Consider the following 22,443-nt stretch of genomic DNA (forward strand, 5'->3'; position numbering starts at 1 on the left):
GACCCGCTGAGTTAGCGGGTCGGCCTTTCTACATTTGGCTATTGCCAATAACTCACATCGGCGACGGTGTCCCGGCCATCCGGTCGTACTTCAAGAAGTACTGCTTGGCCATGGCAATGAGTTGGTTTTCGGTCGGATGATCAACGGTCTCATAGCCGACGATGTGCTTGGCGGTTTGCGGGCGGTGCTTGTCGGCGTAATGCTTGAAGTCGGACTGCGCGGTCGATGAACCGACCACCAAGACCTCCTCGATGCCGTTCAATGCATCGCAAACCTCGCCGAAAAATTCATGCTCGCTGCGCACCGCGCTGCCATGCTGCTTGGTGTGGTGGCTGTGGGCCTTGACCTTTTCGGCCTGCACATGGGCCTCGTCGAACTGCAAGACCTTGGCGCTTTGGTGATCGAGCCAGACAACCGCGTGAAACATACTCATGAGTGAAAGTCCTTTCGGTGGGATGAAGATTCAGAGCTTGTGTGAGGTGCCGCCATGCAAGCGCTCCTCGGCGGCTTGGCAAGTGATGCAACGCAAGGCCTCTGGATTGGCCTTCAAGCGATCGAAGGCAATCGCTTCACCGCAGTTGCTGCACAGGCCAAATTCCGGGCTGCGCAGACGTTGCAGCGCTTCATTGACTTGACGCAGGGCCTCCAGATTCGCATCGCTGCGAGCCAGATCCACCTCGCGATCGGTCGCATGGGCCTGCTCGCCATCGGCGTCTTGCAGCAGTTGCTCGCGGGCATGTTCAACCCGGCCTTGTGCGCCCAACTGGGTTTGCAACTCATGCTCAAGCGAACGCTGGCGCTGCAGCAATGTATCTTCCAGCATCGCTTGCTGGCCGGGGGTCAGGACTTGCGCTTGTTGATGTCTCATCGAATCGCTCCTTGAATGAATGGTCGCACCAAGCCCTGTCCGCTCGATTGACCTGCGTCAAAAAGCCCGCATGGGAAAATGCTGCCTTCTTCCTTTCTGTTTGGCACGGGTCCGTCCGGCCCTCAACTTTCATGCAATCCTCAACTTCTTCAGTCCACAGCGTCAGCGACTTCGATTTCGACCTGCCGCCCGAGTTGATCGCCCAGCATCCCGCAGCGGAGCGCAGCGGCTCACGCCTCCTGGATGGCCGCAGTCAGCCGCCGGTGGACCGCATCTTTTACGAGTTACCTGAACTGCTGAAGGCCGGCGATCTGCTGGTCTTCAACAACACCAAGGTGATCAAGGCGCGGCTTTACGGCGCCAAGATGTCGGGCGGCGCCGTCGAGGCGCTGGTGGAACGAGTCCACCCCGGAACCTTGGAAGTCTGGGCCCATCTGCGCGCCAGCAAGAGCCCGAAGCCCGGCAGTTTCGTGCGCTTCAATGACGCGTTTGACGCCGAGGTGCTGGGCCGCTGCGGCCCCGACAACGGCATGTTCCATCTGCGCTTCCCCAGCTATCCGTTTGCGCTGCTGGAACTGCATGGTCATGTGCCGCTGCCGCCCTATATCGAGCATGCCGACGAGGCCGACGATGTGCGGCGGTACCAGACGGTGTTTGCCAAAGAGCCCGGCGCGGTGGCCGCGCCGACCGCCGCCTTGCATTTTGATGAGGCCTTGTTGGCACGCTTGAGCGAGCAGGGCGTCGCGACCGCTCATGTCACCTTGCATGTCGGCGCCGGCACCTTTCAGCCGGTGCGGGTGGAAAAGCTCGATGAGCACAAGATGCACAGCGAATGGTTCGAGGTAACGGCCGAGACGGTCGCGGCGATCGCGGCGTGCAAGGCGCGGGGCGGGCGGGTGGTGGCGGTCGGCACGACCACGCTGCGAGCGCTGGAGTCGGCTGCGCTGGGCGGCGAGTTGCAGGCCGGTGCGCGCGAGACGGCGATCTTCATCACGCCGGGTTTCCAGTTCCGCGTCGTTGATTTGCTCGTCACCAACTTTCATTTACCCAAGAGCACGCTGATGATGTTGGTCAGCGCTTTTGCCGGATATGCGCCCATCATGGCGCTGTATCGCCATGCCATCGCGGCCGAATACCGATTTTTCAGCTATGGCGACGCGATGCTGCTGCAGTTGCAGCCGCAAGCGCCGCGATAATGCCACGAGTTTTGTTCCCCTTTGCCTGGAGTCCTGACCATGTTTCACCACGTTGACGCCTATGCCGGCGACCCTATCCTGAGCCTCAACGAGGCTTTCCAGAAAGATACCCGTCCGGGCAAGATCAATCTGTCGATCGGGATCTACTTTGACGACAACGGCAAGATTCCGATGCTGGATTCGGTCCGCAAGGCCGAGTTGCAGGTGGTGGCCGAGGCCGGCGCTCGCCCTTATCTGCCGATGGAAGGCGCGGCCAATTTCCGCTCGGCTGTGCAAGCGCTGCTGTTCGGTGAGAACAATCCGGTGCGTGAGCGCACGGTGACGATCCAGAGCGTCGGCTCCAGCGGCGGCCTGAAAGTCGGTGCCGATTTCATCAAGCGCTACTTCCCCGACAGCGCCATCTATGTGTCCGACCCGACCTGGGACAACCACCGCGCGGTGTTCGAGGGCTCGAACATCGAGGTCAAGACCTATCCTTACTACGACGCGGCCACCGGTGGCGTGCGTTTTGCCGACATGCTGGCCGCCATCAAGGCCTTGCCGCCCAAGAGCGTGGTCCTGATGCACGCCTGCTGCCACAACCCGACCGGTGTTGACCTGACCCCGCTGCAATGGGATGAGCTGATCCCGGTCTTGAAGGAGCGCGACTTGCTGCCCTTCCTGGACCTGGCCTATCAAGGCTATGGCGACGGCATTGATGAGGACGCCTTCGCGATCCGCGCAATGGCCGATGCGGGCCTGAGCTTCTTCGTTGCCAACAGCTTCTCCAAGAGCATGAGCTTGTACGGCGAGCGTTGCGGTGCCTTGAGCGTGGTGTGCCCGAACGCGGCGCAGGCGGTCAATGTGCTGGGGCAGCTGAAGTTCCTGATCCGTCGCAACTACTCGAACCCGCCGATGCATGGTGGCCAGCTGGTCGCTCGCGTGCTGACCGACCCGGCCCTGCGCTCGCAGTGGGAAGGTGAAGTCAACGAGATGCGCCAGCGCATTCATGAAATGCGCAATGCCTTGTACGAGGTGCTCAGCGCCAAGTTGCCGGGTCGCAATTTCGACTACTTCCTGACTCAGCGCGGCATGTTCAGCTACACCGGTTTGAGCGCCGCTCAGGTGGATCGCTTGAAGGAAGAGTTCGCCGTCTATCTGGTCCGTTCGGGCCGGATGTGCGTCGCTGGCTTGAACAGCAAGAACGTTGAGGCCACGGCTGCTGCGATGGCGGCCGTGCTCGCCTGAAGCCAGTTGTCTCCAGCGCGGGCGACTGGCTGCCCTCGCAGCTAGATCAGCTCGACGCGCATCTGGCCGCCTCCGAAGCGCGTCTGCTCGACGTGACGCCGGGGGCCGAGAAGCAGATCGTCTGGGGCCGCGCCGGCCGGGTGCGGGCGCCCTGGGCGGTGGTCTATCTGCATGGCTTCACCGCCACGCGGCAAGAGATGGCACCGTTGCCCGAGTTGCTGGCCCAAAGCCTGGGCGGCCATGTCTTCTACACCCGCCTCACCGGCCATGGCCGGCCCGGCGCGGCGATGGCCGGCATGTCGGTCGCTCAATGGCAGGCCGACGCGCTAGAGGCGCTGGCGCTGGGCCAGAAGCTGGGCGAACGAGTGCTGGTGATGGGCACCTCGACGGGGGCCACGCTGGCTGCTTGGGCCGCCCTGCAGCCGCAGGGGCGTGATGTGGCGGCCTGGGTCCTGGTGTCGCCCAACTTCGGGCCCAAAGACAGATTTGCCGCCCTGATCAATTGGTCATGGGGTCGCGCCTTGATCCATTGGGTGCACGGTGGCGTCATGCGTTACAAGCCCGGCAACGAGACCAAGGCGCGTTTCTGGACGCATGAATACCCGACCTCGGCGCTGGACCCGATGATGTCGCTGGTGAATCAGGTGCGCGCCAGCCCGCTGGAGGCCGTCAAGGCGCCGCTGCTGATGCTGCTGTCGCCGCGTGACAGCGTCATCAACGTGACCCTCGCGCGGGCGGCTTTCAAGCGTTTCGGCAGTGCGATCAAATGCCTGATCGAGGTCGATTACAGCGAAAGCGCGGGCCAGCATGTGTTGGCCGGCGACATCGAGGCGCCCAAGGCCACCGCGACCATGGTGGCGCAGGTGCTGGCCTTTGTGCAAAGCTTGAAATAGATCCATGGGTTCGAGCTTGCGTTTGCGAATTCTCTGTGTGGGCGCCTTGCTGGCCAACTGCGCCGCTCTTGCCATGCCGCCCTTGCGCTTGCCTGCCGAAGTGAGACTGGCGTTGGCCAAGGCGGGCCTGCCCGAATCGGCCATGGCCGTGCATGCCTTCCCCTTGCAGCAAGCGGCGCAGATTTTGAGTGTGCGTGGGCAAGAGGCGATCTCGGTCGGCTCGGCGATGAAGTTGGTCACCGCCGTGGTGGCCATGGATCGGCTCGGGGCCGCCTCACGCGGGCGCACCGATCTGTTGGTGGACGGCAACCAGACGGGAGATGTGCTGAACGGCTCGCTCTATCTGCGTGGCGGCGCCGACGCCGAGTTGGACTGGGGCGTGCTGTGGCAAATGCTGCGGGTCTTGCGCGAGCAGCAAGGGCTGCGCGAAATCCAGGGCGGCCTGGTGGTCGACCGCACCTTGTTCAGCCCGGCTCGGCCCGAGCTCGGCGTGCCGGCCTTCGACGAGTCACCCGAGTGGCCGTACAACGTCATCCCCGATGCCTTGCATCTGAACGGCAGCCTGCTCGGCTACACGCTGAGATCCGACGCTAGCTCGGTCAGCGCCAAGTCCAGCCCGGCCTGGCCCGGCATAGGGCTGGATGTCAGCGGCATGACTTTGGTTGATAGACCCTGCGTCGACTGGGAGCAGGGTTGGCGCTTGCCCATGGTGCGCCAAGACGGCAGCGGCGCGACGATCGAATTGAAGGGCGAGTTCCCGCGTCATTGCGAGCAGCGACCGAAGCTGAATTTGCTCGACCGTCAATGGCTGAGCACCCAGGCCGTACGGCAGATTTGGGCCGAGCTGGGTGGCAGCATGGGCCCGGCCAACCTGGAGGGCGCCACACCTGTTGACGCCCGCCTATTGGCCAGTCATCAAGACCGGCCGCTGGGCGAGTTGCTGCGTGCTGCGCTCAAGCAGTCTGACAACCCGCTCAGCCGTTTGGTTTTTCTGCGCCTGGGTGCCGCGGTGGCCGAGCCGGGCGAGGCGACGCAGGCGGCCGCCGCGCGCGCGGTGAGCGAATGGTTTGCGGCCAAACACATCGACAGCGAGGGGCTGGTGCTGGACAACGGCGCGGGCCTGTCGCGCAGCGAGCGCATCAAGCCGGCGCAACTGGCCGCCTTGCTGGCTGCGGCCTGGGATGGCCCTCTGGCGCCCGAGCTGCTCAGCGGCCTGCCCTTGGCTGGTGTCGATGGCACGCTGACGCGGCGTTTCAAGGGCGGGCCGGCGGAGGGGCGAGCGCGGCTTAAGACCGGCACGCTCCGCGACGTCAAGGCCTTGGCAGGCTATGTTTACGACCGCCGACGACGGCCCTGGGTGTTGGTGGTCGCCGTCAACCATGCGGAGGCCGCCAAGGGGCGAGCGGCGATGGATGCCTTGGTCGAATGGCTGGCCAGTAGGCGCTAACTGCCGGTCATAGCGGCGCCAGCAAGGTGGGTCAATCATCGTCCCTAAAGCGCTCGCGAATCTCTAAAACCTCGGGCCAAAGCTCAAAGAAGACCGCCACACAGGCCGGGTCGAAATGGCTGCCGGACTGGGACCGGATATGGGTCGCGGCATCCTCCAGCGTCCAGGCCGACTTATACGGCCGTGCCGAGGTCAGCGCGTCGAAGACATCGGCCACCGCCACGATGCGGCAGAAGATTGGAATCGCTTCGCCGACGAGGCCGCCCGGATAGCCGCTGCCGTCAAACTTCTCGTGATGACCGAGCGCGATTGACGCGCCGGTCTGCAGGATGCTGGAGCTGCTTTCCTTCAAAATTTCATAGCCATAGGCCGCATGCTGCTTCATCGTGTCGAATTCGGCCGGTGTCAGGCGGCCCGGCTTGAGCAGGATGCTGTCGCTGATACCAACCTTGCCGATGTCATGCAGCGGTGCCGCCTGCAATAGCAACTCTTGTTCGCCCTCGCTCAGGCCCAGGCCACGCGCAATCAGCTGCGAGTAATGCGCCATGCGCAAGATATGCGCGCCGGTCTCGGGGTCGCGGTATTCGGCCGCCTTGGCCAGACGGATCACCGTCTCGCGCTCGCGCTCGACGATCTTGGCGGTGGCCAGCCGCACCTCGTCGGCCAGCCAGGCGGCGCGGTCGTCCAACTTGCGGCGCATTTCACTCAAGGCCAGCAGATTGCTGCAGCGTGCCAGAAATTCGACCTTGTCGATCGGCTTGGTCAGGAAGTCCGAAGCACCTGCATTGAGGGCTCGGTAGCGCACCGGCTTTTGGTCATTGGCGGTGATCATCAAAATCGGCACGCCGTCTTTGCCCGCCGTCGCCCGAAGGCGCTCGATGAATTGCACACCGTCGAGTTCGGGCATCATGTAGTCGACGATGATCAGATCCGGTGCGTGCTGCTGGGCCCAGGCTAGGCCCTCGGTGGCGGAGGCCATGCTTTTGGCCTCGATATCGCCGAGCTTGAGCACCAGCGCCTCGAACAGGGCGAGGTTGATTTCGCTGTCGTCAACGATCAGGACTTGCCGCTTGATTCGACCATTGCTCATGTCAGCCCCGCTCTATATGGTGATTGGCCAGCGCCTGCAAAAGCAAAGACACCTGGATGCCGAGCCCCTCGATGAGTTCGGCCATATCGTCCAGGCGACCCAGCTCGGCGTCGCCCTCGATTTGGTGGGCCAAGGCGGCCGCTGGGCGGGCACCGAACATGCCCAGCGTACCCTTCAAGGCGTGGCCACTATGCAGCAGGGTTTCCAGCTCGCCTGCGAGCAAGGCGACGCGCAACTTTTCCAGCTCCAGCGGCCAGCGCCGCACAAAGATCGTGCTGACGATGGCAATCACCTCTTGGTCGACCTCGCGGAGCGCCGCTGCGTAATCGAATTCCGTCATTGCTGCGATGGGCGGTGGCGCGGGTGCCGGCGCCGGCTGGGTCGAGGCGGCGCCGGCCAAGGCGGGCAGGTAGCGCTGTACCATCAGCTGAAAGGCCTTGACGTCAAAGGGCTTGGAAAGGTAGTCGTCCATGCCGGCGGCGAGGCAGAGGTCGCGGTCGGCCGAAGTGGCCCGCGCCGTCATCGCCAGGATGGGCGTGCGCGCCTGCCCCGGCGGCTCGCTGGCACGAAAGCGTCGGGTCGCCTCAAGCCCGTCCAGCACCGGCATCATCATGTCCATCAAGACCAGATCGAAGCGCCGCTGCGCAAGCAGATCCAAGGCCTGCTGGCCGTTCTCGGCCAAGCTGACGCGGTGGCCGCTGCGGTGCAGCAAGGCCATCGCCAGCTGTTGATTGACCGGATGGTCCTCGACCAATAGCACCTCCAGGCCGCTTCCTTCTTGGGAGTCGGCAGCCGTCGGAACGAAGCCCGCCACGGCGCTGGCCGCGTCGGTGCTGACGCCATTCGGCAGCGGAGCCAAGGTGAAGGGCAGGGCAAAGTGAAAGCTGCTGCCTCGGCCGACCACGCTGTCGACCCAGATCGTGCCGCCCAGCGCTTCGACCAGCCGCGAGGAAATCGTCAGCCCCAGGCCGGTGCCTCCAAAGCGTCGGGTGATCGAGCTGTCTTGCTGCGCGAAGGCATCGAAAATCGAATTCAGGTTTTCCGCCGGGATGCCAATGCCGGTGTCACGGATGGTGAACAAGATGCTGGGCGCATCGGCAGTGCCGGCGGCCAGGCTGAGTTCCAGCGCCACTTCGCCATGGGCGGTGAACTTGATCGCATTGCCGATCAAATTGATCAGAATCTGCCGCAGCCGGCCCGGATCACCGAGCAATGTCTGCGCCGGCAGATCCGGCGCCAGCCTGCACAGGAGCTCAAGCCCCTTGTCGTTGGCGCGCAAGGCCAGCGGCTTGAGAGTGTCCTCGACGGCGGCCTCGAGATCAAAGGCAATCGACTCGATCTGCAGCTTGCCGGCCTCGATCTTGGAGAAGTCCAGGATGTCGTTGATGACCCGCAGCAAGGCTTCGGAGGAGTCCCTGACCACCAGCAGATGGCCGCGCTGCTCGGCGTCGACCGCATCGTCCAGCGCCAACTCGGTCATGCCGATGATGCCGTTCATCGGGGTGCGGATTTCGTGACTCATATTGGCCAGAAAATCGCTCTTGGCCCGGTTGGCGGCCTCGGCCCCTTCCTTGGCCCGGCGCAGTTCTTCGGAGACCCGTTTGGCCTCGCTGATGTCGGTCAGGTAGCCGTTCCAGACCAGGCCGCCATCGGCGGTTGGCTTGGGCTGCACCTCGCCATGCACCCAGACTTGCGCACCGCTGTGTTTGTGGCGCAGGCGAAAATCTACCGTCAACGCCTCCAAACTGCGCGCCGATTTGGCAAAGGCTTCGATCAATTCGGGGCCATCACGAGGGTCCACCTGGGCCACCAAGACTTGGGCGTCTTTGACGACATCGTCCGGCGCAATGCCGCAGATGCGCTCCAGCGCCGGGCTGCAAAAAGGAATCGAGCGCCAACCCGCAGCCGAGCTATAGGCCTGAAACACCGCCACCGGAATGCTCTCGGTGATGTCCTTCAGACGCGCGCCGGCCTCCTTCAGCAGCGTGACGTCTTGCCAGATGCCGCTGTAGACGACCGAGCCGTCTGCGGCCAGATCCGGCTCGGGCCGCGTTTCGGAGCGCACCCAGCGCTGCACGCCGTCGGGCCGAATGATTCTGTAGTCATCGCGCCAATGGCTGCGCGAACGGGCGGCGCTCAGCACGCCCTGGACGCAGCGCTCGCGGAACTCCGGGGCGATTTGTGCCACCACAATGCTGCCGTCGGCCAGCAGTGCTTCGGGTTCCAGGCCCAGCACCTCCTTCAGCCTGTCGCTGACATAGCTGAATTGGATGCGGTTTGTTTGCAGGTTGACCTGGCAGCGATAGAGCACACCGGGCACTGTGTTGGTGATGTGGCGCAGCCGGGCTTCGCCGGCCTTGACGGCCGCCTCCATGTTTTTGCGCTCGGTGATCTCGGTGCGGATGGCGATGTACTGCTCCGGCACGCCGGTTTTGCCCTTCAGCGGCACGATGGTCGCTTGCACCCAGTACAGCGGCCCTGCCTTGGCGCGGTTGCAGACATCGCCATGCCAAACCCGGCCCGCGGTGATGGTGGCCCAGAGATCGGCGAAGAAGGCGTCCGAGTGCAGACCCGAGCTGATCATGCGGTGGTTCTTGCCTAACAACTCCTCTCGGCGGTAACCGCTGATCTGGCAGAACTTGTCGTTGACGTAGGTAATCTCGCCGGCCAGGTTGGTGATGCTGACGATGCCATGCTGGTCAAGCGCGAACTTCTGGTCCGCCAACTCATCCAGGGCGAGCTGCAAACTTTGCTGGCTGTCCTCGCGCTGGCGCACCAGCTCCGACATCAGCTGCGACAGCGCCTCCAGATCGTTGTCATCATGCAGCGCCGGCAGGGCGGTGCCGGTCGATTGCAACAGGCCTTGCGCGGTGGCTCGCAGCGATTCAATCGCGCGTGTGCGGCTGGCCAACTCCTTGCGAATGCGATCAAACGTGCCGCTTAACTCGACCGAGCTGAGCTCCAGGCTGCGGGTCTTCAGATCGAGGTCACGGTCGCTTTGCTCATAGGCACCGTCAACGCGTTCGAACAGCGCGCCCAGGCCGAGCAAAAATCTGGCCGCCGCCGGCGACAGCTCGGGCCGCTCCGCCAATTCGGCCAACTCTGCCAGCAGCGCGGGCAATTGCTGCTCGTCACTACCCAGCAGGCGTTTGATCTGGCGGGACAGGAGCTTGTGCATCGTCGCTTGTGCTGCAGGCTTGAAATTCGGCTTTAGCGACGTTCGCCCAGATAGGTGATGGTCATGGTCTGGTTGTGCAGCTTGCATTCAAGATTGCCGGTGAAGGGGCTGATCTCGCCATTGGAATAGAAACCGGCCAACACGGCGGAGCGACCGAAGACATCGGCCACCGCCTCGATTTCTTCCTCGACCCGGCCGCCCATCACCAGCTTGCGGCCAACGCAGCTGACCAGCAGCGCGAGGCCCCGACTCTTTTCTTGCCCCTGGGGCCCGGCCACTTCGGCGGCGGCCGCAGCGGCTTGCGCGGCCGACTCGGCGCCGCTTACCAGCGCATCGGTGCTGGCATGCATCAACTTCAGGTAACCGGTCGGGTCGATGTCGCCGGCCAAGGTCAGGCTGCCGACGGCCTCATCGACGCCCAGAATCGTGCGGATCAAGCCGATCTCGTTGTGGTCCCGGCCCAGCATCGCAAACGGGAACAAGAGGCCAGACGCCGGCAGGTCGCGGGCATAGTCGCCGAGGTAGCGCTTGTAGACATCCAACGCCGGCTCGCCGTCCAACTCGAACAGCACATTGCCCTCGCAGCGGGTGACGCGGCGGGCCGGCCCGAACGGTGCCCAGCCACCGAAAGAGCCATGGGCAAAGACCAGATCTTCACCGTAGAGCCCGACGCAAACGAGCTGGTTGTTATGCACGCCGCTTTGATTCAGCACCCAGGTTTCCTTGAACGCCGCCCCGTCGCCGGCCAGGCCGCCGGTGATGGTGACGTTCTGGCCGAGCAGCTGAGTCATGCCGGCGATCAAGGCGCTGCCGTTGACGGCGACGCCCTGGCCCAGCACCAGCACGGCACGCAGGCCGGCTTGAGGAAGCTGTGCCGCCAAGCGCCGCCCGGCGGCTTCGGAGTCGGCCATATCGGCGAGAGGGGTCGAGGCTTGCAGCGCGTGGCCGTCGGCGCTTTCGAAGCGCAGCGCCGTCAGCACGCAGCTATCGTCGCCGACACCCTCGGCCGATATCTCGCCAGCGGTGGAACAACCCAGCCGCAAGGCCGTGGGGAAACGGGCCATCAAGGGCGCGGCGATGCGCTGCAACAAGGGGATGGCGCTGAAGACCAAGACCAAGTGAGGTGCCGGTGAACCGACTTCGGTCGGGTTCCAAGTCGCCAAGGCCCGCTCGATATCGTCTTGCTCATGCAGGATGATTTGTGCGACTTTCATGGCGGGAGTCCTTTGGGAGGTTGACGGCGCATCGAGCATTGCTCAATCGACCCATTCTGCCCGAGCCGAGGCCAGCGGCGGCGCAAAAACTGGTCGGCAAAACGGGGCTATCTGGCCGCCAAGCGCGCACAGAGATAGGTCCAGACCATCTGAGCCGCCGCGTAACTGCTCAGCTCCGCGTGGTCATAAGGTGGCGCCACCTCCACGCAATCCATGCCGACGAAGTTCAGTACCGGCACCAACTCCTCCAGGATGCTGAAGACCTGATTGGTCGTCATGCCGCCCGGTTCGGGCGTGCCGGTGCCGGGCGCAAAGGCCGGGTCCAGGCAGTCGATGTCCAGGCTCAGGTAGAGCGGTGGGTGGCCATGTGCGGCCATGCGTTCACGCACCTGCTGCAAGACGCCGGCCAGTTGCGCCGGACTCTCCAGGCCACGCAGCGCGCGGGCGGTAAAGATCAAGCCGCCTTGATCGGCCACATAGTCGCGCGCCTCGCGCTGGCCGGCCGAGCGGATGCCGAACTGCACAAAGCAGTTGGGATCGACCAGGCCCTCTTGCATCGCCTCGTAGACCCAGGTGCCATGGCCACTGGGTTCACCGAAATGGTCGGTCCAGGTGTCGCAGTGTGCATCGAAATGCAGCACCGCCAGCGGCCGGCCGTAATGTGCCTTGTAGGCCCGCAGCAGCGGCAGCGTGATCGAGTGGTCGCCGCCCAGCCAGGCCATATGGTGCTTGGCCAGCATAGGCGCGACCAGCGGCAGCATGGCCTCGCGCATCGCCGCCAGGCTGGTGTTGGGCAAAAGCAGATCGCCCAGATCGGTCAGCCGGCCTTCGGGCGTGGTGTCGAACAGCGGATGAGTGCCGTCACACAGCATATGGCTAGCCTGCCGAATAGCGCGCGGGCCGAAGCGGGCGCCGGGGCGGTTGGTCACGCAGCCGTCCCAGGCGACGCCGGCGATGGCGAAGGGCTGGGCCGCCTGCGGCGCCACCTTCATGAAGGTGTTGTTGCTCAGAAAAGCGAAATTGCTCATGCTTGGATCTAGCTCCGGCGGGACAAGAGTAGCGATGGTAAATCGCCGCTACAGTGGCCGCCATGTGCAATCTCTATCATGTCTCGCCCAAGCAGGAGATCGAGCGGCATTTCAGGCTGATCGTCGAGCCCAAGCTGGCCTGGCCCGAGGGGCCGGTCGGGCCGTTCGGGCAAGGCCTGTTGATCCGCACCAATGCCCAGGGTGAGCGGCAGGCGGTTGCCGGCCAATGGGGCATGATCGCGCCGCATGCGCTGCAGGCCAGACCGAGCTCGCGCGGGGTGCTGACCAATAACGCCCGCATCGAATCGGTGGCTGAGCGGCCGACCTACCGTGCCGCCTGGAGCGCCGGCCGGCGCTGCCTGATTCCGGCTCAAAGCTACCAGGAGCCTAACTGGGAAACCGGGCGCAATATCTGGTGGCAGCTCCGCAGGGCCGACGGTGCGCCCTGGGCGCTGGCCGGCATTTGGTCGGAGTGGGTCAACCCGCTCAGCGGTGAACTCGTCGCCAACTACTCGATGCTGACGATGAATTGCGATGGCCACCCGCTGCTGAGTCGTTTGCACAAGCCCGACCCGAGGCTGCCCGCCGACGCGCAAGACAAGCGCTCCGCCATTCAAATCAATGCCGCCGACTGGGACTGTTGGTTGCAGGGTCGCCGGGACGAGGCGATGCAGTTGCTGCGGGTAGCGCCGGCCGAAATGTTCGACCCAAGTCCGGCGCAACAGACCGATGAATTATTGGCTCGCCTGCGCGGCCGAGACGGGCCCGAGCAGGGCTTGTTGATTTAGTCGGGCTCGAGTTCGGACAATGCCTTGAGCCAGCCGATGCGGCCTTGGCCGGCTTCATTGAGGCGAGCCACAAAGGCGTCGGCGGCCGGCGCCGGCAGCGCGAAGCTGAGCTCGACCTGGCTGCCATGCAAGACCTCAAGCAGTTGTGCCTGCGCGGCCTCGATCTCGCGCCGCAACAGGCCTTCAAAGGCATAGGGCACCGTGCAGCGCAACGTCTGCAGTTTTACCAACGGTATCTTCTCGGCCTTCAGCAAGGCCTGCGCGACCGCATCGGTATAGGCGCGTACCAGGCCGCCGGCACCGAGTTTTGTGCCGCCCCAATAGCGCACGACGGTGGCCAGCACGCCTTCCAGATCCTGATGCCGCAGCACCTCCAGCATTGGCCGGCCGGCGGTGCCGCTGGGCTCGCCATCATCCACCGCGGCCGACTGCCCGCCGCCCGAGAAGGCCCAGCAGACATGAACAGCGCCGGGGTGCTCGGCCTTCAACTCGGCCACCCTCTTGCTGGCGCCGGCGCGGTCGGCCATCGCTTCCACGCAGCCGATAAAGCGGCTCTTCTTGATGATCAGTTCACTGTGAACGGGCTGGGCGATGGCGTGGGGCATGGGGCCATTTTCGCCGCGGCCGCGCCGACCCTATTGTTTCGGCACCGCCGCCGGCGGCTCGAACAGCAAGGCCTTGGCCAACTGGGCGCCGACATGGCGTTTGTAGATGGCCTCGAGCGTGCCGTCTTTCTGCATCGAATGCAGGGCAGCGCGCAGGCGCTGCCGGTCGACCTCGCTGACCCGCTGGCGCGAGACGACCAGGCCGGCGGTGATGCGATCCTGCGGCGCCCAGTCGAGCACGCTGATCTGCTCCTGCAAGCCCTCGCGGCGCAGGATCAGCGGCCAGCTGGTCGGCAGCGCCAGCATCGCGTCGGCGCGGCCGAGCTTGAAGACGCGCACCGCGGATTCAAAATCCGGCACCTCGGTGACGCGCTGCTGGGCCCGCATTTTGTCCAGCCAGGCATCGAAAACGGCGCCATGCTTGAAGCTCTTGACGACCACCACCAAGCGCTTGGTGTCGGCCAAAAATGCCTCGGGCGTGCTCAGGGCGCCTGCCAGATCCTGCCGTACGAGGGCAAAGTTATGGCTCTGCATATAGAGCATGAACTCGGCGAATTTTTCGCGTTCTGGGCTGGGGATGCCGGACACGCTGATGTCCAAATTGTGCTTGGCCAGTTGGTCCCAGATGCGTACGCGAGACTCCAGCACGGTCTTGAATTGGCAGCCGCTGCGTCTGGCCAACTCATTGACGATGTCGAGGTCGACGCCCGCGTATTGACCGTCGACATCGCGGTAATAGAGCACGCCATGCTCATAGAAGGCCAGGCTGTAGGGGCCGCATTGCGCAGCCTGCGCCTGCACATTGCCGAGCCCGGCCAGACCAAGGCCGAACAGCCACCCCAAGATCAATCGACGCATACCAAGCCCTGCTGAAGGCGGATCGATTCCGCCCGATACATCATCCCTGCCGTTCTTATACGCCAGTTCAGGCGCGGCGGCGGCGCGATCGGAGGCCAAGTGGGCATGCCATTCCGGTGCTGCAATGAGTTCATGTTGCAATCGCTCAAGATAAAGCCCTGTGCGGGGAGGGAAACTCGCGGCCGTCAGCGACGATCTATTCACCCGGTCATTTTGAAGCAAGCCTATGCATCCCGTCAGCCTTAAAAACGTCAGCAAGATCTACCAGCTCGGTGCGGTCGAAGTGCCGGCCTTGACCGACATAAATCTTGAGATTCGAGGCAATTGTTTCACGGTGATTTGCGGCCCCTCGGGCAGCGGCAAGACCACCTTGCTCAATTTGATTGCCTGCATCGACCGACCCGACCGGGGCGAAGTGAGCGTGGCCGGGCAGCCGGCGCATGCGATGTCCGATGACGCCTTGTCGGACTTTCGGGCCCGCCATCTCGGTTTCATCTTTCAGAATTTCAACCTGCTGCCGGTGCTGACGGCCTATGAGAACGTCGAGTACCCCTTGTTGCTGACCAAGATGCCGGCGGCGCAGCGGCGCGAACGCGTGCTGGCCATGTTGGAGGCGGTGGGCCTGGCCGACAAGGCCGCCAACCTGCCCGGCCAGCTGTCGGGTGGGCAGCGCCAACGGGTGGCGATTGCGCGTGCGCTGGCCACCGCCCCCAAGCTGGTGCTGGCGGACGAGCCGACTGCCAATCTCGACAGCCAGACCGGCGCCGCCATCATCGCGCTGATGCGCAAGATGCAGCGCGAGCAGCGGGTCGCTTTTGTTTTTTCTTCGCATGACGCGATGGTGCAGGCGCAGGCCGATGACACGGTGCTGCTGCGCGATGGGCGGATTGTCTCGGTCACGCGCGGCGAGCCGCTCGAGGATGCGGCAGCGGCGGAGTTGTCGGCATGAGCACGCTGTCACTCGCGCTGCGCAATCTGATGCGCAACCGCCGCCGCTCGGTGACCACCTTGTTGGCGATGGTGATCGGCCTGAGCGCCACCCTCTTGTTTGGCGGTTATGCCAGCAATTCCATCCTGGCGATGCAGACCGGCTATGTGCAAAAGCTCGGCCATCTGCAGATTCAGCGCAAGGACTACTTTCTCTACGGCAGCGGCAACCCGGCGGCCTTTGGCATTCCCGACTATCAAGCCATCATCGACCTCGTCAAGGCCGACCCGCTGCTGCGGCCGCTGCTGACCGTGGTGACGCCCAAGCTGAATCTGGGCGGCATCGCCGGCAACTTCTCGGCCGGTGTTTCCAAGACGGTGTTGGTGGCGGGCGTGCTGGTGGATGAGCAAAACCAGATGCGGCTCTGGAACGATTACGGCAGCCTCAGCTATGCGCGGCCGCTGGCGCTGACCGGCAGCCCGCCCGATGCGGCCGTCATCGGCACCGGCGTGGCGCGTTTGCTGCAGTTGTGCGGGCCGCTGCAGGTGCCGAATTGCCACGCCTTGCCCAGTAAACCCGCTGCTGCCGGGACCGGCCAGGCACTGCCGGCCGACATCGGCGCCTTGTCGGCGCTCGAACAAGCCCAAGCCGGCGCTGCGCCGGATGGCGGCGCCGAGACGCGGATCGAACTGCTGGCCGCCAATGACCATGGCGTGCCCAATGTGGCCAGCCTGAAGGTCGTCAAGGCCGAGAACTACGGCCTCAAGGAGCTGGACGACATCTCGGTGGAAATGCATCTCGGCCATGCGCAGCGCTTGATCTTCGGAGCCGACAAGCCGCAGGTGACCGCGATTCAGCTGCAGCTGCAGCACAGCGACCAGATCGCCCAGGCCCGGGCGCGTTTGACCGAGTTGCTGGCCGGGGCCTTGCAGGGCGCCGACCTGGAGCTGCAAGACTTCCAGACGCTGGCACCGATTTATGGTCAGACGATCAGCTTCTTCGATTCCATGTTCGGCTTCATTGCCACGCTGATCGGCGTGATCGTCTTGTTCACCGTCGGCAACACCATGAGCATGGCGGTGGTCGAGCGCACGGTCGAGATCGGCACGCTGCGGGCGATCGGCCTGCGCCGCTCCGGCATCCGGCGCCTGTTCATGGTCGAGGGCCTGCTGCTCGGTGGCATCGGCGTCTTGCTGGGGCTGCTGATGGCCTTGTTGCTGGCCTTCTTTATCAATCACAGCGGGCTGACCTGGACGCCACCCGGTTATGTCTACGCCTATCCGCTGAAGAGCAGGGTTTGGGGCAATGCGCCGCTGATTCTTGGCAGCAGCCTGGGGCTGATTCTGGTAGCCACGCTGTCGGCCTGGTGGCCGGCCAAGCGGGCCGCCAATCTGGCCGTGGTCGATGCCTTGCGGCATGTTTGAGCAGAGAAGAGGCAGGCTATGCGAATCCTGAAACCGATCTTGGCGGGCCTATGGCCCTTGTTGATGCTCATTGGCGGCCCGGTGGCGGCGGCCGCCACGCCGACTGCGCAGGAAATTCTGGCCGCCAGCGATGCGGTGCGCAACCCGGCCAAGCCTTTTGCGCTACAGACCCAGCTGATCGAGTACCGCAACGGGCGCGAGTCGGCCAATTTGAGCCTGGCCGTCTATGCCAAGGCCGAGGCCAGCGGCGGCCAATATCGGAACCTGATCCGCTTTTTGAAGCCGCTGCGCGACGCCAACAAGCTGATGCTGAAAAGCGGCAATGATTTGTGGTTCTATGACCCGGCCAGCAAGGCCAGCATCCGCATGTCGCCGCAGCAACGCTTGCTTGGCCAGGCGGCGAATGGCGATGTGGTGACCGTCAATCTAGCGCTCGACTATCGGGCCAGCCTTGTCGCCGAGGAAGATACGCTGGACGGCGACCGCCAGACCCGTAAATGTTACAAGTTAGCCCTGGCAGCGACATCGCCGGACGTCACCTACCACCGCATCGAGATGTGGGTTGATGTGGCCAATAATCAGCCGGTCAAGGGCCGCTATTACTCCGAGAGCGAGCGGCTGTTGAAGACCGCCTATTACCGCAAATACGAGCAGCAGCTGGGATCAATGCGGCCGACCGAGACCGTCATCATCGACGGCTTGGACCCGAACTGGGTCACGGTGATGCGCTACTCCGATTGGAACTGGCGCGATGTACCCGATGCCTGGCTGCAGCGCGACTATCTGCCGCGCTTCAAGGCCGAGTGATGGGCGGCCGCCGACTGGGGCAACTGCTGCTGCTGGCCTGCTTGAGCGGGCCGGCGCTGGCGGATGAAACCTCACGCGCCAAGGATGCCGAGGCGGCGGCGCTGCAATTGGCGGACTTGCCGGCGGCGGCCAGCGAGCCTAGGCGGGACTGGTTGTTGGCAGTCGAGGCCGGCCTGGGCGCCGCGACCGAACGCGCAGGCGGTCGAGACCTCAATACAAATACCGAGCGCCTGTCCCTGGATCTGCAACTCGACCGGGCCCTCGGCGCGGGCTGGCGCGGCGCTTTCTCGAATCAGCTGGACCTGCGCTGGCAGGGCGGTTTTGGCGAGCGCAGCGCCATCAACACCCTGCGCGAGGCCTATCTGAGCTGGCAGCCGCAGCCCGACCGGGCGCTCGACCTCGGCCGCATCAATGCCCGCCACGGGGTCGCCTTGGGCTATAACCCGAGCGACTATTTTCGCAGCGGCGCAGTCCGCTCCATCGTGGCGATCGACCCGGCCAGCCTGAAAAAGAACCGCCAGGGCAGCGTGATGCTGCGCGGCCAAACCCTCTGGGCCGACGGATCGCTGAGTGCGCTGGCCTCGCCCAAGCTGACCGAGCAAGCAGCCAGCGATGCCGACTTCAGCCTGAATGCGGGGGCGACCAATTGCAGCAATCGCTGGCTCTTGCTGCTCAGCCAGCGCTTGGCCGAAGGCATCAACCCGCAATGGCTGCTGTTTGGCGAAGAAGGGCAATCACCGCAATTGGGCTTCAACCTGACGGGCTTGCTGGGCCAAGCGACGGTGGCCTATGTCGAGTGGTCGGGCGGGCGCTCGGCCTCGCAACTCGCGCAGGCCCTGGCTGCTCAGGGCGCGGCGAACGACCAGGCCTTTCGCTCCCGCTATGCCGGCGGCCTGACCTACACCAGTGCCGACAAGCTCAGTCTGACGCTGGAATACAACTTCAATGGCGGCGGGATGAGCCAGGCCGTTTGGCGCGCGTTGCCGCATGTGTCGGCCGCGGCCTACGTCCAATACCGCCGTTGGGTGCAAGACCGTTTCGACATGCCGACCCGTCATGTGCTGTTTGCCTATGCCAGTTGGCAGGACGCGCTGGCGCAGCCGAATCTGGATTTCAACGCGATGCTGCGGCATAACCTGGATGATCACAGCCGGCTCGGCTGGGTCGAGGCGCGCTACCACTGGCCTGAAACCGACCTGGCCCTGCAATACCAGCGCAATCAGGGCGGGCCGGGCAGCGAGTTCGGCGCACTGCCGCAAGCCAGGCTTTTGCAAGTCTTGCTGCGGAGGCTGTTCTGAGAGGCTGCGACAATCGCCCCCTATGCTGAAGTTCGACCTACTCAAAACCGAGGGCCATGCACGTCGTGGCCAGATGACGCTCAACCATGGAGTGGTGCAAACGCCGATCTTCATGCCGGTGGGCACCTATGGCACCGTCAAGGGCGTGATGCCGCGTTCGCTCGAGGAGATGGGCGCGCAAATCATCCTCGGCAACACCTTCCATCTGTGGCTGCGGCCCGGCATGGACATCATCAAACAGTTCGGCGGTCTGCACCGTTTCGAGAGCTGGAACAAACCGATCCTGACCGACAGCGGCGGCTTCCAGGTCTGGAGCCTCGGCGAGATGCGCAAGATTTCGGAAGAGGGCGTCAAGTTCGCCTCGCCGGTGAACGGTGACAAGCTCTTCCTGACGCCCGAGATCAGCATGCAGATCCAGACGGTGCTGAACTCCGACATCGTGATGCAGTTCGACGAATGCACGCCCTATGAAAGCAAGGGCCATATCACGACCGAGAAGGAAGCCCGCGTCTCGATGGAGATGAGCTTGCGCTGGGCCAAGCGCTGCGCCGATGAAATCAACCGTTTGCAAAATCCGAACGCCTTGTTCGGCATCGTGCAGGGCGGCATGTATGAGGGCCTGCGTGACCACTCTCTCGCCGGCCTGGCCGCGCTGGACCTGCCCGGCTACGCGATCGGTGGCTTGAGCGTCGGTGAACCCAAGGAAGACATGCGCCGCGTGCTGGCCCATATCGGCCATCAGCTACCCGCCGACAAGCCGCGTTACCTGATGGGTGTGGGCACGCCGGAAGACCTGATCGAAGGCGTGACGCAAGGCATCGATATGTTCGACTGCGTGATGCCGACTCGCAATGCGCGCAATGGCCATTTGTTCACCCGCTTTGGCGATTTGCGCCTGCGCAATGCGCGCTACAAGACCGACGAGCGGCCGGTCGACGAGACCTGCACTTGCTACTGCTGCGCCAACTTCTCGCGCGCCTATCTGCACCATCTGGATCGCTGCGGCGAGATGCTGGGTCCGATGCTGACCAGCATCCACAACCTGCATTACTACCTGAATCTGATGCAGGAAGCGCGCGATGCGCTGGACGCTCCGGGCAGCGGCGGCTTCGCAGCCTTCCGCCTCAAGTTCGCCGAGGATAGGGCGCGCGGGGTGTAATTTGGCACGGGGGCTAGCGGCCTCCTTGCCGGCATGATGGGCCTATGCTGAACGCGCTCTTGCAAGCCTTGCTCCAGCCCTTGCGGCTGTTGCTGGCGCTGCTGATTCTGTTCGAGGAATGGGGCTACCGGCCCTTGAGCCGCTTGATGGCGCGCATCGGGCGCTGGCCGGTGTTTCGTCAGCTGGAATGTTTGCTCCAGCGCTTGCCGCCGGTGGCCGCCTTGTTCGCCTTGCTGACGCCGACGCTGCTGCTCTTGCCGGTCAAGCTGCTGGCGCTGCTGCTGATCAGCAGCGGGCGTGTGGGCTTGGGCCTGTGCCTGATCATTCTGGCCAAGCTGGTCGGCACCGCCATCATCGCGCGGCTGTTTCAGCTGACCCGGCCGGCGCTGTTGCGGATGGCCTGGTTCGCGCGTGTCTATGCGGGTTGGACGATCTGGAAGACCGGGCTATTGGCCTGGGTGCGCGGTAGCCAAGTCTGGCGCTGGTCGCGTGTTTTCAAAATGCGCCTGGCCCGTCGATTGCGCCGCGCGCGGGTTTAGTTTTTCAGCAACTCCGCCACCCGTTCGCGCAGGAGTTCGGGGCTGACCTTGGCGGCCAATATTGGCGGCCCGGCCAGCAGGCCGACGCGACTGAGCAGACCGCGCCGGAACGGCCGGGTCATCGCCCCACCTTGCTCGACCCGCGAGAAGTAGGAGCCCCATAGATTCAGCAAGGCCATGGGCACGACGGGGATGTCGCCCTGGCCCTCCAGAATTTTCATAACGCCGCCCTTGAACGGCTGCAATTGGCCGTCGCGGGTGATGGCGCCTTCGGGGAAGATGCACAGCAACTCGCCCTCGGCCAGCACGCGCCGGGCTTCGCTGAAGGCGCGCTCATAGGTGTCGGGGTCGTCTTTTTGCGGCGCGATCGGGATCGCCTTGGCGAGACGGAACAAGGGGCCCAGCAGCGGGGTGCGGAAGATCTTGTGATCCATCAGGAAGCGGATCGGCCTCGGGCTGGCGGCCATCAAGAGCACCGCGTCGATGAAGGACACATGGTTGCAGACCAGCAGCGCCGCGCCCTGCAAGGGGATATGTTCGTCGCCCTGCACCTTGAAGCGATAGATCAGCCGCGAGGCGATGAAGGCGACAAAGCGCAACAGGTATTCGGGCACCAGCATGAAGATGTAGAAAGCGACCACCGCATTGGCTAGGCCAACGGCCAGAAACAACTCGGGGATGCTCAGGCCCGCGCCGAGCAAGGCACCGGCCAACACCGAACTCGCGATCATGAAGAGCGCGTTGAGGATATTGTTGGCGGCAATGATGCGGGCCCGGTGGGTGGGCTGCGAGCGCAGCTGTATCAAGGCATACATGGGCACGCTGTAGAGGCCGGCGAACAGCGCCAACAGCGTCAGGTCAGCGAGCACACGCCAATGCGCGGGCATGGCCATGAACTGCGCCAGACTCAGGCCGGCGCTGGGCGGCAGGCCGCGCGAGGCGAAGTAGAGGTCGATCGCGAACACGCTCATGCCGATTGCGCCGAGCGGCACCAGGCCGATCTCGACATGGCGGCGTGACAAGAACTCGCAGAGCAAAGAGCCCGTGCCAATGCCGATGGAAAAAACCACCAAGAGCATCGAGGCGACCTGCTCGTCGCCATGCAAAACCTGCTTGGCAAAGGCCGGGAAATTGGCGAGAAAGACGGCGCCGAAAAACCACATCCAGGAGATCCCCAGCAGCGAGCGGAAGACGCTCAGCTGTTGGCGGGCGAGTTGCAAATTGCGCCAGGTCTCGGTGAGCGGATTCCAGTTGATCTTGAGCTGCGGGTCGGTGGCGGGCGAGGCGGGAATGGCCTGGGCGCACAGTCGCCCGAGCAGCGCCACGGCCAGCGCCGCGATCGCCACATGGCGGGCGCCGACCAGCGGGGTGGCAATCAACAAGCCGCCCGCCACATTGCCGAGCAGGATGGCCACAAAGGTGCCCATCTCGACGATGCCGTTGCCGCCGGTCAACTCGCGCTCGCTGAGCTGCTGCGGCAGATAGGCAAACTTGACCGGGCCGAACAGCGTCGAGTGCAAGCCCATCAAGAACACGCAGGCCAGCAGCAAGGGAATGTTGCTGCTCAAAAAGCCCCAGGCCACCAGGGCCATGATGGCGATTTCAAGATTCTTGACGAAGCGGATCAGCCGGGTCTTGTCGAACTTGTCGGCCAACTGGCCGCTGGTGGCCGAGAACAGCACAAAGGGCAGGATGAATAGCGCCCCTATCACCAGGCCGGCTTGGGTGGGCGGCAGCCAGTCCAGTTGCAGCTGATAGGTGATCAGTACGGTGAAGGCGAACTTGAACAAATTGTCATTACCGGCGCCGAGGAACTGGGTCCAGAAGAAGGGCGCGAAGCGGCGCTGGGTGAGCAGTTGAAACTGGCTGCTAGGTTCGGAATTGATCATCGTCGAG

20 protein-coding genes are annotated in these 22,443 nt (G+C 64.1%); 11 read left to right on the plus strand and 9 right to left on the minus strand.

Going from position 1 to position 22,443, the window contains the following annotated elements; translation table 11 throughout:
• Positions 1-52: 52 nt before the first annotated feature.
• Both LNV07_RS06515 and LNV07_RS06520 read right to left on the minus strand, forming a co-directional pair.
• A complete protein-coding gene (locus LNV07_RS06515) occupies positions 53-433 on the minus strand; it encodes a hypothetical protein (protein ID WP_263570371.1) in 381 nt (126 codons plus the stop codon).
• 30 nt (positions 434-463) lie between these two features.
• Entirely contained in the window at positions 464-868 is a 405-nt protein-coding gene (locus LNV07_RS06520; protein ID WP_263570372.1) for a TraR/DksA family transcriptional regulator, read from the minus strand.
• 131 nt (positions 869-999) lie between these two features.
• Here LNV07_RS06520 and queA point away from each other — a divergent pair, with 131 nt between their 5' ends.
• The 4 genes from queA to dacB all read left to right on the plus strand — a co-directional run bounded on the left by queA (position 1,000) and on the right by dacB (position 5,631).
• Entirely contained in the window at positions 1,000-2,064 is a 1,065-nt protein-coding gene (queA, locus tag LNV07_RS06525; RefSeq protein WP_263570373.1) for a tRNA preQ1(34) S-adenosylmethionine ribosyltransferase-isomerase QueA, read from the plus strand.
• Positions 2,065-2,103: 39 nt separating this feature from the next.
• A complete protein-coding gene (locus tag LNV07_RS06530) occupies positions 2,104-3,291 on the plus strand; it encodes an amino acid aminotransferase (RefSeq protein WP_263570374.1) in 1,188 nt (395 codons plus the stop codon).
• A 92-nt stretch (positions 3,292-3,383) separates the two neighbouring features.
• Complete coding sequence (locus LNV07_RS06535) at positions 3,384-4,184, plus strand: alpha/beta hydrolase (protein WP_263570375.1); 801 nt, start codon at positions 3,384-3,386, stop codon at positions 4,182-4,184.
• A 4-nt stretch (positions 4,185-4,188) separates the two neighbouring features.
• Positions 4,189-5,631, plus strand: coding sequence for a D-alanyl-D-alanine carboxypeptidase/D-alanyl-D-alanine endopeptidase (dacB, locus tag LNV07_RS06540; RefSeq protein WP_263570376.1), 1,443 nt, complete (start codon positions 4,189-4,191; stop codon positions 5,629-5,631).
• A 31-nt stretch (positions 5,632-5,662) separates the two neighbouring features.
• Here the strand turns inward: dacB and LNV07_RS06545 are convergent, their stop codons facing one another.
• The 4 genes from LNV07_RS06545 to speB form a co-directional block, all read right to left on the minus strand.
• On the minus strand, positions 5,663-6,721 hold the full coding sequence (locus tag LNV07_RS06545; protein ID WP_263570377.1) for an HD-GYP domain-containing protein: 1,059 nt from the start codon (positions 6,719-6,721) through the stop codon (positions 5,663-5,665).
• Position 6,722: 1 nt separating this feature from the next.
• The gene (locus LNV07_RS06550) at positions 6,723-9,899 is read right to left on the minus strand and encodes a PAS domain-containing protein (protein WP_263570378.1); all 3,177 of its coding nucleotides are present in this window, start codon (positions 9,897-9,899) and stop codon (positions 6,723-6,725) included.
• A 32-nt stretch (positions 9,900-9,931) separates the two neighbouring features.
• The gene (locus tag LNV07_RS06555) at positions 9,932-11,113 is read right to left on the minus strand and encodes an FIST signal transduction protein (protein ID WP_263570379.1); all 1,182 of its coding nucleotides are present in this window, start codon (positions 11,111-11,113) and stop codon (positions 9,932-9,934) included.
• Positions 11,114-11,220: 107 nt separating this feature from the next.
• Complete coding sequence (gene speB, locus LNV07_RS06560; protein WP_263570380.1) at positions 11,221-12,141, minus strand: agmatinase; 921 nt, start codon at positions 12,139-12,141, stop codon at positions 11,221-11,223.
• Between the two features lie 62 nt (positions 12,142-12,203).
• Here speB and LNV07_RS06565 point away from each other — a divergent pair, with 62 nt between their 5' ends.
• Positions 12,204-12,929 (plus strand): SOS response-associated peptidase, encoded by a 726-nt coding sequence (locus LNV07_RS06565; RefSeq protein WP_263570381.1) that lies wholly within the window; start codon positions 12,204-12,206, stop codon positions 12,927-12,929.
• On the opposite strand, the gene LNV07_RS06570 is transcribed toward LNV07_RS06565, so the two are convergent.
• Both LNV07_RS06570 and LNV07_RS06575 read right to left on the minus strand, forming a co-directional pair.
• A complete protein-coding gene (locus LNV07_RS06570) occupies positions 12,926-13,534 on the minus strand; it encodes an IMPACT family protein (protein WP_263570382.1) in 609 nt (202 codons plus the stop codon). The two genes, LNV07_RS06565 and LNV07_RS06570, sit on opposite strands and share 4 nt — an antisense overlap.
• A gap of 30 nt (positions 13,535-13,564) precedes the next feature.
• The gene (locus LNV07_RS06575) at positions 13,565-14,392 is read right to left on the minus strand and encodes a substrate-binding periplasmic protein (protein WP_263570383.1); all 828 of its coding nucleotides are present in this window, start codon (positions 14,390-14,392) and stop codon (positions 13,565-13,567) included.
• Between the two features lie 226 nt (positions 14,393-14,618).
• Between LNV07_RS06575 and LNV07_RS06580 the strand changes: the two genes are divergently transcribed.
• From LNV07_RS06580 to LNV07_RS06605, 6 genes are read left to right on the plus strand one after another with little or no spacing between them, the layout of a single operon-like run.
• Entirely contained in the window at positions 14,619-15,341 is a 723-nt protein-coding gene (locus LNV07_RS06580; protein ID WP_263570384.1) for an ABC transporter ATP-binding protein, read from the plus strand.
• On the plus strand, positions 15,338-16,744 hold the full coding sequence (locus tag LNV07_RS06585) for an ABC transporter permease (protein WP_263570385.1): 1,407 nt from the start codon (positions 15,338-15,340) through the stop codon (positions 16,742-16,744). The genes LNV07_RS06580 and LNV07_RS06585 overlap by 4 nt, the downstream gene beginning before the upstream one ends.
• 27 nt (positions 16,745-16,771) lie before the next feature.
• Complete coding sequence (locus LNV07_RS06590; protein ID WP_397545537.1) at positions 16,772-17,551, plus strand: outer membrane lipoprotein-sorting protein; 780 nt, start codon at positions 16,772-16,774, stop codon at positions 17,549-17,551.
• The gene (locus LNV07_RS06595) at positions 17,551-18,849 is read left to right on the plus strand and encodes a hypothetical protein (RefSeq protein ID WP_263570386.1); all 1,299 of its coding nucleotides are present in this window, start codon (positions 17,551-17,553) and stop codon (positions 18,847-18,849) included. Before LNV07_RS06590 ends, LNV07_RS06595 begins: the two co-directional genes overlap by 1 nt.
• A 22-nt stretch (positions 18,850-18,871) precedes the next feature.
• Positions 18,872-20,008 (plus strand): tRNA guanosine(34) transglycosylase Tgt, encoded by a 1,137-nt coding sequence (gene tgt, locus LNV07_RS06600; protein WP_263570387.1) that lies wholly within the window; start codon positions 18,872-18,874, stop codon positions 20,006-20,008.
• Positions 20,009-20,052: 44 nt separating this feature from the next.
• Positions 20,053-20,547 carry a hypothetical protein gene (locus LNV07_RS06605; RefSeq protein ID WP_263570388.1) on the plus strand — a complete coding sequence of 165 codons (495 nt, stop codon included), beginning with the start codon at positions 20,053-20,055 and terminating at the stop codon, positions 20,545-20,547.
• On the opposite strand, the gene LNV07_RS06610 is transcribed toward LNV07_RS06605, so the two are convergent.
• Positions 20,544-22,436 carry an MFS transporter gene (locus LNV07_RS06610; protein WP_263570389.1) on the minus strand — a complete coding sequence of 631 codons (1,893 nt, stop codon included), beginning with the start codon at positions 22,434-22,436 and terminating at the stop codon, positions 20,544-20,546. The two genes, LNV07_RS06605 and LNV07_RS06610, sit on opposite strands and share 4 nt — an antisense overlap.
• Between the last annotated feature and the right edge of the window lie 7 nt (positions 22,437-22,443).

Origin of the sequence: Roseateles oligotrophus (assembly GCF_025717515.1) — a bacterium.
GTDB classification, from domain to species: Bacteria; Pseudomonadota; Gammaproteobacteria; order Burkholderiales; family Burkholderiaceae_C; genus Paucibacter_A; species Paucibacter_A oligotrophus.